At 70.4% G+C, this 16525-nt stretch carries 16 protein-coding genes; 5 read left to right on the top strand and 11 right to left on the bottom strand.

The window, feature by feature from the left end; genetic code table 11:
* Positions 1 to 329 precede the first annotated feature (329 nt).
* The 3 genes from G4X40_RS11425 (at position 330) to G4X40_RS11415 (ending at position 2675) form a co-directional block, all read left to right on the top strand.
* Entirely contained in the window at positions 330 to 950 is a 621-nt protein-coding gene (locus G4X40_RS11425; protein WP_277832599.1) for an Rv1733c family protein, read from the top strand.
* A gap of 59 nt (positions 951 to 1009) precedes the next feature.
* Positions 1010 to 1858: a COG4705 family protein gene (locus G4X40_RS11420; RefSeq protein WP_277832598.1), complete on the top strand. Its 849-nt coding sequence runs from the start codon at positions 1010 to 1012 to the stop codon at positions 1856 to 1858.
* Positions 1859 to 1979: 121 nt separating this feature from the next.
* Positions 1980 to 2675 carry a response regulator transcription factor gene (locus G4X40_RS11415; RefSeq protein ID WP_277832596.1) on the top strand — a complete coding sequence of 232 codons (696 nt, stop codon included), beginning with the start codon at positions 1980 to 1982 and terminating at the stop codon, positions 2673 to 2675.
* On the opposite strand, the gene G4X40_RS11410 is transcribed toward G4X40_RS11415, so the two are convergent.
* The 3 genes from G4X40_RS11410 to G4X40_RS11400 all read right to left on the bottom strand — a co-directional run bounded on the left by G4X40_RS11410 (position 2657) and on the right by G4X40_RS11400 (position 4947).
* Entirely contained in the window at positions 2657 to 4063 is a 1407-nt protein-coding gene (locus G4X40_RS11410; RefSeq protein WP_277832594.1) for a sensor histidine kinase, read from the bottom strand. The genes G4X40_RS11415 and G4X40_RS11410 overlap by 19 nt on opposite strands.
* A 98-nt stretch (positions 4064 to 4161) precedes the next feature.
* Positions 4162 to 4458, bottom strand: a complete 297-nt coding sequence (locus tag G4X40_RS11405; protein ID WP_277832592.1) for a hypothetical protein — start codon at positions 4456 to 4458, stop codon at positions 4162 to 4164.
* Positions 4459 to 4590: 132 nt separating this feature from the next.
* Positions 4591 to 4947, bottom strand: a complete 357-nt coding sequence (locus G4X40_RS11400; protein ID WP_277832590.1) for an ArsR/SmtB family transcription factor — start codon at positions 4945 to 4947, stop codon at positions 4591 to 4593.
* A gap of 199 nt (positions 4948 to 5146) precedes the next feature.
* Between G4X40_RS11400 and G4X40_RS11395 the strand changes: the two genes are divergently transcribed.
* Positions 5147 to 7012 carry a heavy metal translocating P-type ATPase gene (locus G4X40_RS11395; protein ID WP_277833061.1) on the top strand — a complete coding sequence of 622 codons (1866 nt, stop codon included), beginning with the start codon at positions 5147 to 5149 and terminating at the stop codon, positions 7010 to 7012.
* 245 nt (positions 7013 to 7257) lie between these two features.
* Here G4X40_RS11395 and G4X40_RS11390 read toward each other — a convergent pair whose 3' ends face one another.
* Entirely contained in the window at positions 7258 to 8100 is an 843-nt protein-coding gene (locus G4X40_RS11390) for a COG4705 family protein (RefSeq protein ID WP_277832589.1), read from the bottom strand.
* Between the two features lie 208 nt (positions 8101 to 8308).
* On the opposite strand from G4X40_RS11390, the gene G4X40_RS11385 reads away from it, so the two are divergent.
* Positions 8309 to 8791, top strand: coding sequence for an adenosine-specific kinase (locus tag G4X40_RS11385; RefSeq protein ID WP_277832588.1), 483 nt, complete (start codon positions 8309 to 8311; stop codon positions 8789 to 8791).
* A gap of 58 nt (positions 8792 to 8849) precedes the next feature.
* On the opposite strand, the gene G4X40_RS11380 is transcribed toward G4X40_RS11385, so the two are convergent.
* The 7 genes from G4X40_RS11380 to nuoI form a co-directional block, all read right to left on the bottom strand.
* Complete coding sequence (locus G4X40_RS11380; RefSeq protein WP_277832587.1) at positions 8850 to 9614, bottom strand: SDR family oxidoreductase; 765 nt, start codon at positions 9612 to 9614, stop codon at positions 8850 to 8852.
* Between the two features lie 76 nt (positions 9615 to 9690).
* Positions 9691 to 11322, bottom strand: a complete 1632-nt coding sequence (nuoN, locus tag G4X40_RS11375; protein WP_277832586.1) for an NADH-quinone oxidoreductase subunit NuoN — start codon at positions 11320 to 11322, stop codon at positions 9691 to 9693.
* Positions 11319 to 12941 carry an NADH-quinone oxidoreductase subunit M gene (locus tag G4X40_RS11370; RefSeq protein ID WP_277832583.1) on the bottom strand — a complete coding sequence of 541 codons (1623 nt, stop codon included), beginning with the start codon at positions 12939 to 12941 and terminating at the stop codon, positions 11319 to 11321. Before G4X40_RS11370 ends, nuoN begins: the two co-directional genes overlap by 4 nt.
* Positions 12938 to 14824 carry an NADH-quinone oxidoreductase subunit L gene (gene nuoL, locus G4X40_RS11365; protein ID WP_277832581.1) on the bottom strand — a complete coding sequence of 629 codons (1887 nt, stop codon included), beginning with the start codon at positions 14822 to 14824 and terminating at the stop codon, positions 12938 to 12940. The genes G4X40_RS11370 and nuoL overlap by 4 nt, the downstream gene beginning before the upstream one ends.
* Position 14825: 1 nt before the next feature.
* Positions 14826 to 15125 carry an NADH-quinone oxidoreductase subunit NuoK gene (gene nuoK, locus G4X40_RS11360; protein ID WP_277832579.1) on the bottom strand — a complete coding sequence of 100 codons (300 nt, stop codon included), beginning with the start codon at positions 15123 to 15125 and terminating at the stop codon, positions 14826 to 14828.
* Complete coding sequence (locus G4X40_RS11355; protein WP_277832578.1) at positions 15122 to 15955, bottom strand: NADH-quinone oxidoreductase subunit J; 834 nt, start codon at positions 15953 to 15955, stop codon at positions 15122 to 15124. Before G4X40_RS11355 ends, nuoK begins: the two co-directional genes overlap by 4 nt.
* Positions 15952 to 16512 carry an NADH-quinone oxidoreductase subunit NuoI gene (gene nuoI, locus G4X40_RS11350; RefSeq protein WP_277832576.1) on the bottom strand — a complete coding sequence of 187 codons (561 nt, stop codon included), beginning with the start codon at positions 16510 to 16512 and terminating at the stop codon, positions 15952 to 15954. Before nuoI ends, G4X40_RS11355 begins: the two co-directional genes overlap by 4 nt.
* Between the last annotated feature and the right edge of the window lie 13 nt (positions 16513 to 16525).

The following is a 16525-nucleotide window of genomic DNA, read 5'->3' as shown; positions in this document are numbered from 1 at the left end:
CACGTGCCGTCTGTCGCGGTGCCCGATCTGGTGGCCACCTTCAACTCCGGCTGCCGGCTCGCCGACACCCGTGGTGGCTTCTAAAGCCGCGGCCGAGTGGGCAAGCCGCTCGTTGCGGGTGCGGCGTCGTTGGTCGTCGACGACCTCGGGACATCCACTCGCGGATGGTCACCTATTCGTAGAGGCGGCCGGGCCCGGCCGGCGTCGTCGACCCGCACGAGTTGCTGCCCCACATGCCGGGCGATCCGGAGCGGTATCTGGCCGCCGATCAGCGGGACTTCCTGTACGTCCCCGCCCGATGAGGTGCAGGGGGGAGTAATAATGCTCGGGTGCACAGCATCCGGTATCGGATCACCCGCCGACCGGCAGGTGCGATGACGGGCGCGGCACTGTGGCTGCGGGTGCAATGGGTGCGGCTGGCCGGATCGAGCCCACTCGTCCGGCGCGGTGACCGGCTGGCGGCCTGGCTGGTGCTGGTGGCGCTGGCGGCCGCCGTGTTGGCGGTGCCCGCGGCGGTCGGGATCGGCCGCATCGCCGAGCAGCGGGCACTGGTACTGGCCCAGCACGAGCTCCGGACGCGACACCGAGTGCCGGTGACGACGCTGGCCGCCGCATCGCATCCTCTGGCGTCACCCGACCCCGGCGCCGTGACCGTGCTGGCGCGGTGGTTCTGGCGCGGTCATCACAGCGGGTCGGTGGCGGTTCCTGCCGGAACCGGACGCGGCTCGCACCTGACCCGGTGGGTCGACGAGCAGGGGCGGCTCACCGGCGCCCCGATGACGATCGCCGAGGCCCGGTCGACGACCGCGCGTGTCGCCTTCGCGGCGTGGGGCTGCTTCGTCGGCGCGCTGCTCCTGCTCGGCCGCGGCGTCGGGCGTCGGCTCGCCCGCTCGCAGGAGGCCCGATGGGACCGCGACTTGAAACGGCTCGTCCGCACCGAGGGCCGCTGACCCGCGCCTGACCCCGCGTCTCAGCGCCGCCACAGCGACCCGGTGACACGCTCGCGGACATGGCAGGCAACCCAGGAAACCCGACCGCAGTCGCGGCGAGCGCAGGCGCCCGGACCGCACGACGACTTCTGTGCAAGGTCCCCGAGGTCACCGTCTTCTTCTGGATCATCAAGATCCTGGCCACGACGACCGGCGAGACCTTCGCGGACTACCTCAACATGACCCTCGGACTCGGCTTGCAGACCACCACGGTGGTGATGGGGATCGCGCTGATCGTGGCGCTGATCGCCCAGTTCCGCGCCGACCGGTACATCCCGTGGCTGTATTGGCTCAACGTGGTGCTGATCAGCATCGTGGGCACCCTGATCACCGACAACCTGACCGACGGGCTCGGCGTGCCGCTGACCGTGTCCACCACGGTGTTCAGCATTCTGCTCATCGCCACGTTCATCGCCTGGTACGCCAAGGAGAAGACGCTGTCGATCCACAGCATCTACACCCGCCGGCGCGAGGGCTTCTACTGGCTCGCGATCCTGTTCACGTTTGCGCTGGGCACCGCGTTCGGCGACATGATCGCCGAGAAGTTCTCGCTCGGCTACCCGCTGGCGCTGTTGCTGTTCGCCGGCCTGTTCGCACTCGTCGCGGTGGCGACGCTCGGATTCAAACTGAATGCGGTGCTCGGCTTCTGGCTGGCCTACATCCTGACCCGGCCGCTCGGCGCATCGCTGGGCGATCTGCTGTCGCAGCCGCGGAACGCGGGCGGCGTGGGGATCGGGACCACGGTGACGAGCGTGGTGTTCCTGGCCGTGATCGTCGCGCTCGTCGCCTTCCTGACCGTCACCAAGCGGGACGTCGGCGCCGCGCCGACAGACGGGACCGCGAGCCCGCGACAGGTGGACCCGTCATAGCGACCTGCGGGTTGACCTGTGCGACAACGCCACCGCACGCGATCCGGCCGACCGGCCTTCTCGCGTGCGGGGCGCTACGGTGAGGAGGATCGATGACCACGGGTGAGAGGGAGCAGAACCGGTGAGGGTGCTCGTCGTCGAGGACGAGGTGCGGCTGGCGCAGACGGTGCAGCGCGGGCTCGAACTCGAGGGGTTCGCGGTCGGGTTGGCGCACACCGGGCCGGACGGACTGTGGCGTGCGACGGAGGAGTCCTTCGACGTGATCGTGCTGGACATCATGTTGCCCGGGTTGAGCGGTTACGAGGTGTTGCGCCGTATCCGCGCCGCCGAGGTGTGGACGCCGGTGTTGATGCTCACCGCGAAGGACGGCGACTACGAGGAGGCCGACGCGTTCGACCTGGGTGCCGACGACTATCTGACCAAGCCGTTCTCGTTCGTGGTGCTGGTCGCCCGATTGCGCGCGCTGCTACGCCGCGGCGCGCCGCAGCGGCCGGTGGTGCTCGCCGCGGGAGACCTGACGCTCGACCCGGCCGGACATCGGGTGTTCCGCGACGACGTCGAGATCGTGCTCACGCCAAGGGAATTCGGTCTGCTCGAATACCTCATGCGGCACATGGGCACCGTCGTCACCAAGACCGCCATCCTGCACAGCGTCTGGGACGCGCACTACGACGGCGCCGAGAACGTCGTCGAGGTGTATGTCGGCTACCTGCGCAAGAAGATCGACGCGCCGTTCGGCCGCTCGAGCATCGACACGCTCCGGGGCGTCGGCTACCGGCTCCGCGCCGACGGCGGGGCTCAGCTCGCCGAGCGGTGATCGGGACCTTCCGACGGAAGTTCGACCACGAAGCGCGCACCACCGAGTGGGGAGTCGCCGATGGTCACCGATCCGCCGTGGGCGGCAACGATTTCGGTGACGATGGCCAGCCCCAGACCGCTGCCGCCGGTGGCGCGGGAGCGGTCGTCCTGCAGGCGCACGAACCGTTCGAACACCCGCTCTCGCTCGGAGTCCGGGATGCCGGGCCCGTCGTCGTCGACGACGATGCGGGCGGTCGGCTCGCTCGTCTCGGTGGTCAACGCCACCGTCGACGCCGCGTGCGCCGCGGCATTGTCGACGAGGTTGCGCACGACACGGGCCAGGCGTTCGCGGTCGCCGCGGATCCGGACGGGCGCGGTGACGGTGTGGACGGTGACGTCGCCGCGCAGGCGTAGCCGGCGGGCCTCGCCATCGGCGAGATCGTCGAGGTCGACGTCGCCGACGCGCAGCGCGATGCCGGTCTCGTCGGCGCGGGCGAGGATGAGCAGGTCCTCGACGAGGTCGCGCATGCGTTCGGTTTCCGGAAGCAGTGTGTCGGTGAGCAGGGCGCGGTCGAAGGCCTCGGGCCGTTCGCGGGCCACCTCGAGCGCGGCGGTCAGCGTCGCCAGCGGGCTGCGCAGTTCGTGTGAGGCGTCGCCGACGAAGCGGCGCTGGGCCAGGTGCCCGGCCTCGATGCGGGCGAGCATCGCGTTCATCGTCGTCGCCAGGCGCGCGATCTCGTCCCGCGCCGGGGGAACGGGTACCCGTTCGGACAACTGGGCCGCGCCGATCGCGGCGACCTGCGAGCGGATCGCTTCGACCGAGCCCAGCGAGCGGCCGACGAGCGCCCAGGTCGCGGCCGCGGCCACCAGCACGATCAGCGGCCCGCCGACCGCCAGCAGCACCGCCACCGTGATCAGCGTGGTCTCGACGGACTCCTTGCTCGCCGCCACCAGCACCGTCACCGGCCCCGTCGTCGACACCGCCGGCCGTGCCGAGACCCGCAGGTCCGACTCCGGCCCGGATGTGGCGCTCACGCCGCTCACCGGTGCCTGGCCGGGATCGAGTCGCAGGTCGATCAGCGGGGCGCGCCACGATTGGCTGGAGGTGCGCACGACCTGTCCGGACGGAGAAACGATCTGCACCCCGGAGATCCGGCTGTCGGTGGTGAACAGCGCGGCGTCGAGGTCGGCGGGACTGTCGTGGGTGAGCTGGTTGGCGATGTCGGTCGCCCGTGCGGTCGCCGCCGAGTCCACCGCGCCGACCAGGGAGCGGTCGAGCATCCACAGCAGCGCGCCGGCGCCGACCAGCAGGGCCAGTCCGACCACCACGGCCGCCGCCAGCGCCGAGCGCACCCGCAGCGGCCAGCGCGACGGGCGCAACGGCTCCGGCAGTCGATTCGTCGTCACCCGGGCATTCTCCCCTCTGTGGATCGTCGGAGGCGGACATGACCGATCCCCCGACCGGGCGGGTCGGGGGATCGGCGCCGCGCCACGGGGGTTCGTGGTCAGTTCGCGGCCTGGCCCGGCTGGTCCGGGGTGTCGCCCGGCTCGGGGGTGTCGACCTGACCGTGATGATCGGCGGTGTCGCCGGGGCCGCGCTGGTCCTGTTGGTCGGCGACGCCCGGCTGGTCCGGGGTGTCGCCCGGCTCCGGCGTGTCCACCTGCGAGGAGAGGTGGTGCGACGGACCGGTGGAGCCGGTGGAAAGGGTTGCGGCGGTGGCCACTCCGGCGCCGACGCCGCCGAGCGCGAGCACGGTGGCCGCCGCGGCGACGACCTTACGGGAGACGGTGAGCTTGGGCATCGATCGTCCTTTCGTCGAGGGTCGTCCGTCGGGTTCGATCGGACTGCCCGCAACGATGCCGAGCGGTCGCTGAGAGGGCGCTGTGCCCGGCTGAGGGCGCGCTGAAGCCGGCGCCGGCCGTGACGGGGTCGGTCAGGCGGTGCCCTCGTCGTGCAGGCCCAGCCGCAGGTGCTCGATGTGATAGACGGCGTGGTCGAGCAGTTCGGCGACGTGGTTGTCGTAGAGGCTGTAGACGATGCTGCGCCCGGATCGGGTGCCGGTGACCAGTCCGAGCGCGCGCAGCAGCCGCAACTGGTGCGAGACCGCCGATTGCTCCATGCCGACCGCGTCGGCCAGTTCGCCGACCGAGCACGGCCCCTGCCGCAAGCGGGTGAGCATCAGCAGCCGGCTCGGCGTCGCCAACGCCTGCAACGTCTCCGCGACCGTCGCGGCCGAGGCCGCATCCAGCGCCGCCGCCGACGTCACCTTGCCTTGCACGCCATGACCCATGGCACGAATTCTAAACCTACGTCACACATGAAGAGATCTTCATTTGTGCTCTAATGGCGAGGATGACGCCCGAAAGCGAGGGCGCGCCCGACCCTGGAGGATTCCGATGGCCCCGCCCCCGACAACCGCTCCGGCACCCACCTCGGCGGCGGTCGGCGCCTCTGTGCACGTTGTGCCGGCCGGGCCGCGGTGGGGGCGGATGTGGCGGGTCCCCGAGGTGCGCTGGGCCGCCGCGGCGACCGTGCTGTTCCTCGCCGGATTGATGGTGCAGTTCGCGGGCGGGCCGGCGTGGGCGTGCTGGGCGTTGTATCTGGCCTGCTACGCCGCCGGCGGCTGGGAGCCGGCCCTCGCGGGCCTGCGGGCACTACGCGAGAAGACCCTGGACGTGGACCTGCTGATGATCGTCGCGGCGATCGGCGCGGCGGCGATCGGGCAGGTCCTCGACGGCGCGCTGCTGATCGTCATCTTCGCGACCTCGGGCGCGCTGGAGGCGGTCGCGACGCAACGCACCGAGGACGCCGTCGGCGACCTGCTCGACCTCGCGCCGGAGCAGGCCACGGTTCTCGACGGGGACGGTGAGCAGCGCGTCGACACCGCCTCCCTGCGGGTCGGGCAGATCGTGCTGGTGCGTCCCGGCGAGCGGATCGGCGCCGACGGACTGGTCGTGGCCGGGTCGAGCGAGGTCGACCAGGCTTCGATCACCGGGGAACCGCTGCCGGTGGCCAAGACGGCCGGCGACGACGTGTTCGCCGGCACCGTCAACACCACCGGCGCGCTGACCGTCCGCGTCGAGCGCGATCCCGCCGACACCGTCATCGCGCGGATCGTCGCGCTGGTGCGGCAGGCGTCGGACACCAAGGCCCGCACCCAACTGTTCATCGAGAAGGTCGAGCAGCGCTACTCGATCGGCGTCGTCGTCGCGACCCTCGCGTTGTTCGCCCTGCCGCTCGCGTTCGGCGCGGCATTCGAGCCGACATTGCTGCGGGCGATGACGTTCATGATCGTCGCCTCGCCGTGCGCGGTGGTGCTCGCGACGATGCCGCCGCTGCTCTCGGCGATCGCGAACGCCGGCCGCCACGGAGTGCTCGTGAAGTCCGCCGTGGTGATGGAACGGCTCGGCCAGACCGACGTCGTCGCCTTCGACAAGACCGGCACCCTCACCGAGGGCACCCCGCGGCTGACTGCGGTCGAGGCACTGCCGGACGCCTCGTTCGAGGAGGCCGAGTTGCTGCGCCTGGCCGCCTCCGCGGAGCGGCCCAGCGAGCATCCGCTCGGCCGCGCCGTCGTCGCGGCAGCCCGCGACCGCGACCTCACGCTCGGCCCCGTGGCGGAGTTCGCGTCGCTACCCGGCCGCGGGGTGACCGCCACCGTCGGGGGCCGGCGGATCGAGGTCGCCGGTCCCCACGATCTGTCCGGCGACGCCGCCGCGATCGTCGCGGAGCTCGAGGCGGGCGGGCGCACCGCGGTGATCGTCACCGTCGACGGCGCCCCCGCCGGGGTGCTCGCACTCGCCGACCGGCTGCGCCCCGGCGCCGCGGCCACCACCGCCGCACTGACCGCGCTGACGGGCGCCGGACCGGTGCTGCTGACGGGCGACAATCGCGCCGCGGCAGAGAACCTCGCCCGGCAGATCGCGATCACCGATGTGCGGCCGGGCCTGCTGCCGGACGCGAAGGTCGCCGCCGTGCGGGAGCTCGAGTCGGCGGGGCACCGGGTGCTCGTCGTCGGCGACGGCGTCAACGACGCCCCCGCGCTGGCGGCCGCGCACACCGGCATCGCGATGGGCCGGGCCGGTGCCGACCTGACCCTGCACACCGCGGACGCGGTGATCGTCCGCGACGAACTCGCCGCGATCCCGGCGGTGATCGCGTTGTCGCGGCGCGCCAAACGGGTCGTCGCAGCGAACCTGGTCATCGCGGCCGGTTTCATCGCGGCACTGGTGATCTGGGACCTGACCGGGCACCTTCCGCTGCCGCTCGGCGTCGCCGGCCACGAGGGGTCGACGATCATCGTCGGCCTCAACGGACTCCGCCTGCTCCGACGGAAGGCCTGGCGCGCGGTGTGAACCGGCCGTGAGTGGCTCGCCGCTCGAGAATCTGTGCCCGGACTCTGTGCGCTCGCCCTCGGTGTGGTCGACGAGGTGTGCGTCAGCCTCGTGCCGGTGCTGTTCGGCGAGGGGATCCCGTACTTCGCGAAACCGGCACGGGCCACCAGCTCCTCGACGATCCGATCGTCATCCAGGGACGCCGCGCCCTGCACCCGCGGTACCCCGTCCGTGTTCACTGAATCCGTGACCGCCACTCCACGGACTCAGTGAACGCGCGGCTCCACCTCGGCCGGCTGCGCATCCGCGTGGGTGACGGCCAGGTAGCCCACGCACACGGCGATCGCGATGGCGAGCGCGATGCTGACCGCGCCGGTGCCCAGGTTCAGGCCGCCGCGCTCGTGTGAGACCGCGGCCCAGTCCGAGAACGACGCGCCCAGCGGTCGGGTCACGATGTAGGCCGCCCAGAACGCCGGCACCGCGGCGAATCCGAAGCGGGCGTGCGCGATCCACGGGATGACGATGACGACCGCGAACAGCAGACCCGAGGCGAGGTAGCCCAGGTGCAGCGTGGTCGCGGTCATGTCGCCGACAGCGGTGCCGAGCGCGAACGTCGTCACCACCGTCAGCCAGTAGAACGCCTCGCGGCGCGGCGTGTGGATGCTGTGGATCGAGAGCGTCTTCTCGCTGCGGTGCCAGGCCACGAGCACGATCGTCAGCATGATCGCGAACACGAGCACCGACACCACGTAGGGGACGCCGAGCACCACGTGGATCGCGTCGGCGACCATCGTGCCGAACACGCTGACCATCACCACGGCGAACCAGTACACGCCCGCGAGGTAGCGGCGCACCGCGAACTGGGCCGCCAGTGCCACGGCGAGCAGGATCCCGGTCAGGGCGACCGCGAGCACCGGGTCCATGTGGAAGACAAGGTAATCCGAGATGGTCTCGCCCATGCCGGTGGTGAGGATCTTGATGATCCAGAACGCGGCGGTGACCGCCGGGACCTTCGCGGCGACGTACCGGCCGACCGCGGCCGGGTCCGGTCGGGCGACCGGATCGACGGGTCGGTCGCCGGTGGACGAGCTGCGGATCGGGCCGGTCACGGTGCTCCCTTCGCCCGGCGGTGCGGCGACCGCCGACTACCTACTACTTCCGAGACAGTAGGTAACGATCCTTGGGGATCCCTGTGCGCTGGGGGAGGTACCGGTGCCTCGGTTGCTGCGGCGTGACGGGCATTGCCGACCCGACCGGCGACGGAGCAGACTGACGGGCACGTCCTCTGCTCGTCCACCGGTAATTGAGGAGGTCATCGTGGAGTTGCACATCGTCGCGGTCGACAAGCCCGACGACATGAACGTCATCGTCGGGCAATCCCACTTCATCAAGACCGTCGAAGACCTGCACGAGGCGCTGGTGGGGGTGGGGCCACACCTGAGGTTCGGTGTGGCGTTCTGCGAGGCCTCCGGACCCCGCCTGGTGCGCTGTTCGGGCAACGACGACCGTCTCGTCGACCTGGCCACGCGCAACGCGGCCGCGGTCGGCGCGGGCCACTCGTTCTTCGTGTTCTTGGAGGACGGCTATCCGGTCAACGTCCTGAACACGATCAAACAGGTGCCCGAGGTGTGCGGGATCTATTGCGCCACGGCCAACCCGCTGGAGATCATCGTCGTCGAGACGGACCGAGGCCGGGGCATCGCCGGTGTGATCGACGGTCGCCCTCCCGCCGGCGTGGAGACGAGCGCCGATGTGGCGGAGCGCAAATCATTGCTGCGCACCATTGGCTACAAGCTCTGAGGGTTGACGCCAAGCAGGGGATGCCCGCCGCATCGCCGAGGCGGGCACCGGGCGGGTGCTAGTTGCCGTGCGGGTCCGCGGCATTGAGCGAAGCGACCACCTGGTCGTAATCGCCGCGGGCCTCGGCATGGCGCAGGAACTCGACCCGCTCGACCCGGATCTCCGTCGCGTCAGGCTGGTCCCGCAGCAAGGTGACGACCTCGTCGACGAACTCGTCCAGCGGCATCGCGAACTCGCTGTCCTGCTGGCCGGGGAGCAACTCGGTGCGCACCGCCGGCGGCACCAGTTCGACGACCTGCACTCCGGTGTCGGCCAGTTGCAGCCGGATCGACTCGCTGAGCATGTGGATCGCGGCCTTGGACGCGTTGTAGCTCGGTGTGACCCGCAGCGGGACGAAGGCCAGCCCGGAGGACACGGTGACGATGGTGGCCTCCGGGCGGGAGCGCAGGTGCTCGATGAACGCGGCGATCAGGCGGATCGGACCGAGCACGTTGGTGGTGATGATCGACTCGGCGGAGGCGAGGAACGACTCTGGCCGGTGCCAGTCCTCGATGCGCATGATCCCCGCCATCGCCACGATGACATTCAGATCGGGGTGCGCGGACAGCACCTGCGCGGCTGCGGCGTCGATGCTCGCCTGCTCGGCGACGTCGATGGCCACCGTGTGCAGGCCGGGGTTCTCGCGCCCGATCTGCTCGAGCAGATCGGTGCGGCGGCCACCGATGATGACCGTGTTGCCCTCGGCCTGCAGACGCCGGGCCAGCGCCAGTCCGATACCGCTGGTCGAACCCGGGATGAAGATCGTGTTTCCGCTGATGTGCATTCACCGATTCTGGCGGACGTCGCTGCGGCGCACCAGGGATCGGCGATCGGGGGACCCGCGGTCCCTGCCCGACCCCTCAGTGCAGGAACTCGGCGGCCCGATTCACCAGGTCCAGCAACGGCTGCGGCCAGATGCCCAGCACGACCGTCACCGCCGCGGTCAGCGCGATCGAGGCGCGGGTGGCGACGGACGGGACGACGATGACCGGGCCGTCCTCGGGCGGCTCGGCGAAGAACATCAGCACGATCACCCGGATGTAGAAGTAGGCGGCGACCGCGCTGCAGATGACACCCACGATGACCAGCGCGAGCCCGCCCGCCGACAGTGCCGCCTGGAACACCGCGAACTTGCTGACGAAACCACTGGTGAGCGGGATGCCCGCGAACGAGAGCAGCAGTATCGAGAAGCATGCGCCCAGGGCGGGTGAGCGCCGGCCGACGCCGGTCCACGCGGCCAGGTCGGTGACCTCCCGCGCCGGATCGGTTCGCGAGCGCACCATGCCGGTGATCGCGAAGGCGCCGAGCGTGCTGAAGCCGTAGGCGATCAGATAGAACATCGACGACGACAACCCGTCCCGGTCGAGCGCGATCACCGCGGTGAGGATGAACCCGGTGTGCGAGATCGACGAGTACGCCAGCATCCGTTTGACATCGGTCGCGGTGACGGCCATGACCACGCCGACCACCATGGTGGCGATCGCGACCACCCACAACATCGGCCGCCAGTCGTCGGCGAGGGAGGGCACGGCCACGTAGAGCACGCGCAGCAGCGCCCCGAACGCCGCGATCTTCGTGGCCGCCGACATGAATGCGGTGATCGGGGTCGGCGCCCCCTGATAGACGTCCGGCGTCCAGGCGTGGAATGGGACGGCACTGATCTTGAAGAACAGGCCGACGCACAGCACGGCGATGCCGATGATCGCCAGTGTGCGGTTGTCGTGCTGACGCTCGAGCGCCGCCGCGATGCCGGCGAGGTTCACCGTGCCGGCGAATCCGTACAGCAGCGCGACGCCGTACAGGAAGAACGCCGACGAGAACGCGCCCAGCAGAAAATATTTCAGCGCCGCCTCCTGTGAGCGGAGCCGGCGCCCGCGCGCCAGGCCGCACAGCAGGTACAGCGGCAGCGAGAGCACCTCGAGCGCCACGAACATCGTCAGCAGATCGCTCGCGGCGGGGAACAGCATCATGCCGCCGACCGCGAACATGGTCAGCGGGAACACCTCGGTGTGCATGCGGCCGGACTCGGTGGCCGCGCGTTCGGCGGCGCTGCCGGGCACCGCGGCGGCCTGCCCGGTGAACGCATCGGCGCCCCCGAGGCGGCCTGTCGGGACACCGGCGGTCGCGACACCGGCCGGTGCGGTCACCGATGCCGCCGCCACCGACGCGCCGGCACCCACCGCCGAGAGTCGCTGGCGCTCGGCGAGAAACGGCACCGCCACCAGCGCGACGAGCACGATCACGCCCTGCAGCGTCAGCGTCGGCCCGTCGACCGCGACCGCCCCCATCACCGTCATCCGGCGGGTCCCCGTGAGCAACGCGACCGCGACGAACGCGCCGGCCAGCCCGCCCACGGTGAGCGCCAGCTGGCCCCCGTAGCGGAACCTTCTGGGCGCGAACGCCTCGACCAGCACGCCCGCGACGGCAACCCCGAACACGACGAGCATCGGCACCAGCAGGCTGTACTCGATCGACGGGGCCACGGTCCTCATCGGTGCCCACCTCCTGCGTGCGGGCCGGCGCCGGCGGTGGCGGTGGCAGGCGGGGGCAGCGTCGGTCCCGGATCGTGCAGGTGTGCGGTGCTCATCGTCTGCCGGACCGCCGGGTCGATCAGGTCCAGCGCGGGCTTCGGGTAGAAGCCGAGCCCGATCAGCAGCACCACCAGCGGGACGACGACGACGAGCTCGCGCGGCACCAGATCGGTGACCTTCTCGTTGTGCTCGGCAACCGGCCCGCCCATCGTGCGCTGATACAGCCACAGCACATACAGCGCGGCCAGCACGATGACGATCGACGCGACGATCGCGGCCGCCGGGTATCGCGTGAACGTGCCGATCAGCACCAGGAATTCGCTGATGAACGGCGCGAGCCCGGGCAGCGACAGCGTGGCGAGCCCGGCGATGAGGAACGTGCCGGCCAGCACCGGCGCGACCTTGCGGACCCCGCCGAACGCGGCGATCATCCGGCTGCCGCGGCGGCTGACCAGGAAGCCCGCGATCAGGAACAGCGCGGCGGTGGAGAGACCGTGGTTGACCATGTACAGCGCCGACCCGGCCTGCGCCTGGCTGGTCATCGCGAAGATTCCCAACACGATGAACCCGAAGTGGGAGATCGACGTGTAGGCGATCAGCCGCATGATGTCGGTCTGCCCGACCGCCAGGATCGCCCCGTAGAGGATCCCGATGACCGCGAGCGTGATGATCAGCGGTGCAAAGTACTTCGCGGCGTCGGGGAACAGCGGCAGACAGTAGCGCAGCATCCCGAAGGTGCCCACCTTGTCGACCACACACATCATCAGCACCGCGGTGGCCGGGGTGGACTCGACCGCGGCGTCGGGCAGCCAGGTGTGGAAGGGCCACAGCGGCGCCTTGACCGCGAACGCGAACATGAATCCGCCGAACAGTGCCTTGGCGACGCCCGGATCGATGTGCAGCTGTCCGGAACTCACCGCGTCGACGATCGCGCGGAAGTCGAACGTGCCGGAGGCGAACGGGCTGCCGTGGCCGGCGGTGACCACGTACAGTCCGATCACGGCAGCCAGCATGATCAACCCGCCGAACAGGTTGTACAGCAGGAACTTCACCGCGGCCCGCGCGCGGCGGCGCGGGTCGTCGCCCTCGCCGAAGCCGCCGATGAGGAAGTACAGCGGCACCAGCATCGCCTCGAAGAACACGTAGAACAGCAGGATGTCCAGCGAGGCGAACGAGATCAGCACCATCGACTCGACCAGCAGCGTGAGCGCCACGTAGGTGTGCGCGATGCGCCGGTGACCGTAGCCGGGCAGCCCGCTGCCGTCGTGCCAGCCGGCGAGCAACAGCAGCGGCACCAGCACCGCGGTCAGCAGCACCAGCACCAGCCCGATGCCGTCGAGACCGAGGCTGTAGCTCGCGCCGAAGGACGGCATCCACTCGTGCGACTCGACGAACTGGAACTGCGGCCCGGCGGTGTCGAAACGTACCCCCAGCACGACCGCGACGGCCAGCACCGCCAGCGACACCACCACACCCAGGCTCCGGGCGAGCGCGGCCCTGCCCGCCGGTACCGCCAGCACCAGCGCGGAACCGGCCAGCGGCACCAGCCACAACACGCTCAGCCACGGGAACCCGTTCATGACCACCCCACCAGGACGATGACCACGATCAGCGCGACGGCGCCGACGAACGTCGTCAACGCATACGACCGGACGAAACCGGTCTGCAGGCGGCGCATCGCGCTCGACGCGGCGGAGACGAAGGCGGCCAGCGCACTCACCGCACCGTCGATGCCCCGGTCGTCGACCTGCACCAGCGTACGGGTCAGCGCGCCGCCGCCGTGCACGAACATCGACTCGTTGACGGTGTCGCCGTACAGGTCCCGGCGGGCCGCGGTCGTGAGCGCCGACACCGGTTCCGGTGCGGTGACCGGGATCTCCCGGCGCGCGTACTGCCGGTAGGCGACCGCCACCCCGGCCAGCACGACCACCAGCGTGATCACCGACACCAGCCACGACGGCATGCCGCCCGAGTGCGGCGGCGGCGCGCCGACGACCGGTTCGAGCCAGCGCTCCAGCGACGACCCGAGGGCGAGCAGTCCGCCGGCGGCGATCGACCCGACCGCCAGCACGACCATCGGCGCGGTCATGACGGTGGGCGACTCGTGCGGGTGGGCCCGGGACTTCCAGCGCCGCTCGCCGAAGAACGTCATCAGCATCACCCGGCTCATGTAGTAGGCGGTCAGCCCGGCGCCGAGCACCGCGACGATCCCCAGCGCCGCCCCCTTGCCGTCGCCCGCGGCGAAACTCGCCTCGATGATCTTGTCCTTGGAGAAGAAGCCCGAGAACGGGGGGATCCCGATGATCGCCAGGTAGCCGAAACCGAACGTGGCGAACGTGATCGGCATGACCGTGCGCAGCCCGCCGTACCGCCGCATGTCCACCTCGTCGTCCATGGCGTGCATGATCGAGCCGGCCCCGAGGAACAGGCCGGCCTTGAAGAACCCGTGTGTGAGCAGATGCATGATCGCGAACACGTACCCGGCCGGGCCCAGGCCCGCGGCGAGCACCATGTAGCCGATCTGGCTGATCGTCGACGCGGCCAGCGCGCGTTTGATGTCGTCCTTCGCGCAGCCGATGATCGCGCCGAACAGCAGCGTGATCGCACCGACGATCGCGACCGCCAACCGCGCGCCGGGCGCGTGGTCGAAGATCGGGTTGGACCGGCAGATCAGATACACCCCGGCGGTGACCATCGTCGCGGCGTGGATCAGCGCCGAGACCGGCGTGGGACCCTCCATCGCGTCGCCGAGCCACGACTGCAGCGGCACCTGCGCCGACTTCGCGCACGCGGCGACCAGCAGCATCAACCCGATCGCGGTCGACGTGCCCTCACCGATGCGCGCGGCGGCCGGGAACACGTCCGCGAACGAGAGCGACCCGACCGTCCGGAACAGGATCATCATGGCGATCACCAGGCCGACGTCGCCGACCCGGTTGACCACGAACGCCTTCTTCGCCGCGGTCGCCGCGCTCGGCTTGTGCTGCCAGAACCCGATCAGCAGATAGGAGGCCAGCCCGACCCCCTCCCAGCCCAGATACAGGCCCAGGTAGTTGTCGGCGAGCACCAGCACGAGCATCGCGGCCAGGAACAGGTTGAGGTAGCCGAAGAACAGCCGCCGCTCCGGATCGGCGCTCATGTAGCCGATCGAGTACAGGTGGATCAGCGAGCCGACGCCGGTGATCAGCAGCACGAAGCACAGCGACAGCGGATCGAGCAGCAGACCGAAGTCGACCTGCAACCCGGCGACCGGCACCCAGCGGAAGCCGCCCACGTGCAGCACCCGGTCGTCGGCCGGCAGTCCCAGCAGGTGCACCAACAGCACCAGTCCGACCGCGAACGCGGCAATCGCGGCGGCGCAGCCGAGCAGATGCCCCCACCGGTTCGCCCGACGGCCGAGCAGCATCAGCACCGCGGCCCCGAACAGCGGCAGGGCCGGCACCGACCACAGCGCGGTGGTCATGTCAGTGCCTGAGCAGGTGGGCGTCGTCGACCGAGGCCGAGCGGCGGGCGCGGAAGATGGTGACGATGACGGCCAGTCCGACGACCACCTCGGCGGCGGCGACGACCATCGTGAAGAACGCGAACACCTGGCCGTCGAGGTTGCCGTGCATGCGCGCGAACGTCACGAACGAGAGGTTCACCGCGTTGAGCATCAGCTCGACGCACATGAACACGATGATGGCGTTGCGCCGCAGCAACACTCCGGCCCCACCGATCGTGAACAGCAGGGCCGACAGATACAGATAGTTCGCCGGGTTCATGCCGGTCCGCCCTCCGTTGTGGTCCCGTCGCCGCCGGAATCGCCCGGCTGCCCGTGCGCCTCGATGCGGTCGAGGAGGTCGTCTGGTGAGGAGATGCCGGCGGCTGTCGTGCCGGCACGGTAGACGGCGCTGACCGACATCGGTGCGAACGTGCCGTCGGGCAACCGCGCGGGCAAGTCGACCGCGTCGTGCCGGGCGTAGACGCCGGGCGTGGGCAGCGGTGTGACCTGCCGACCCTCGCGGAACCGCTGCTGGGACAGTTCGCGCTGGGTCTTGCGGCGCTCGAAGCGTTCCCGGTGCGCCAGCACCATCGAGCCGAGCGTCGCGGTGATCAACAGCGCGCCGGTCAGTTCGAACGCCCACACGTACCGAACGAAGATCAGGTCGGCGAGCCCGCCGACGTTGCCGTCGGGCGAGGCGTGGTTGGCGCCGTCGAGCCCGCGGAACCCGCCGACCGACGCCCGGCCGATGCCGCCGATCAGCAGGACCCCGAACCCGATCCCCGTCAACACCGCCGCCACCCGCTGCCCGCGCAGCGTCTCCACCAGCGACACACCGGAATCGACGCCGACGAGCATCAGCACGAACAGGAACAGCATCATCACCGCGCCGGTGTAGACGACGATCTGCACGACACCGAGGAACAGCGCGTCCTGCGCGATGTAGAACACGGCCAGGATGATCATGATCAGCGCCAGGAAGATCGCCGAGTGCACGGCCTTGCGCGCCCAGACCATCCCGATGGCGCCGGCCACGGCGACCGCGCCGAGCACGTAGAACTGCACGGCCTCGCCGGTGGAGGTGGTGGTCAGCGCGAGGTCGGCCGTCACCGCCCCGCCTCCCGTCCCGCGTCGCCGGGTGCCGGGCCGCTCGCCGGCGCGTCCTCGGGGATCGTGCCCCGGTAGTAGTCGCGCTCGGTGGTGCCCGGATACATCGGGTGCGGCGGCGCGATCATGCCCGGTTCCATCGGGGCGAGCAGTCGGTCCTTCTCGTAGATCAGATCCGCGCGGTTGTCGTCGGCGAGTTCGTAGTCGTTGGTCATCGTCAGCGCCCGGGTGGGGCACGCCTCGATGCACAGCCCGCACCCGATGCACCGCAGATAGTTGATCTGGTAGACGCGCCCGTACCGTTCGCCGGGCGAATAGCGCTCCTCCTCGGTGTTGTCGGCGCCCTCGACGTAGATCGCGTCGGCGGGGCACGCCCACGCGCACAACTCGCACCCGATGCACTTCTCGAGACCGTCCGGATAGCGGTTGAGCTGGTGACGGCCGTGATAGCGGGGGGCGGTGGGCCGCTTGTGCTCCGGATAGAACTCGGTGTTCGGTTTCTTGAACATCGTCGCGAAGGTCACACCGAAACCCGCGAGACGGTCGAGGAACTCAGGCATCTGCATCCTCCTT

It is taken from the genome of Speluncibacter jeojiensis, from assembly GCF_029589495.1.
Lineage (GTDB): Bacteria > Actinomycetota > Actinomycetes > Mycobacteriales > Mycobacteriaceae > Speluncibacter > Speluncibacter jeojiensis.
This window is presented reverse-complemented; position numbering and strand designations above follow the sequence as displayed.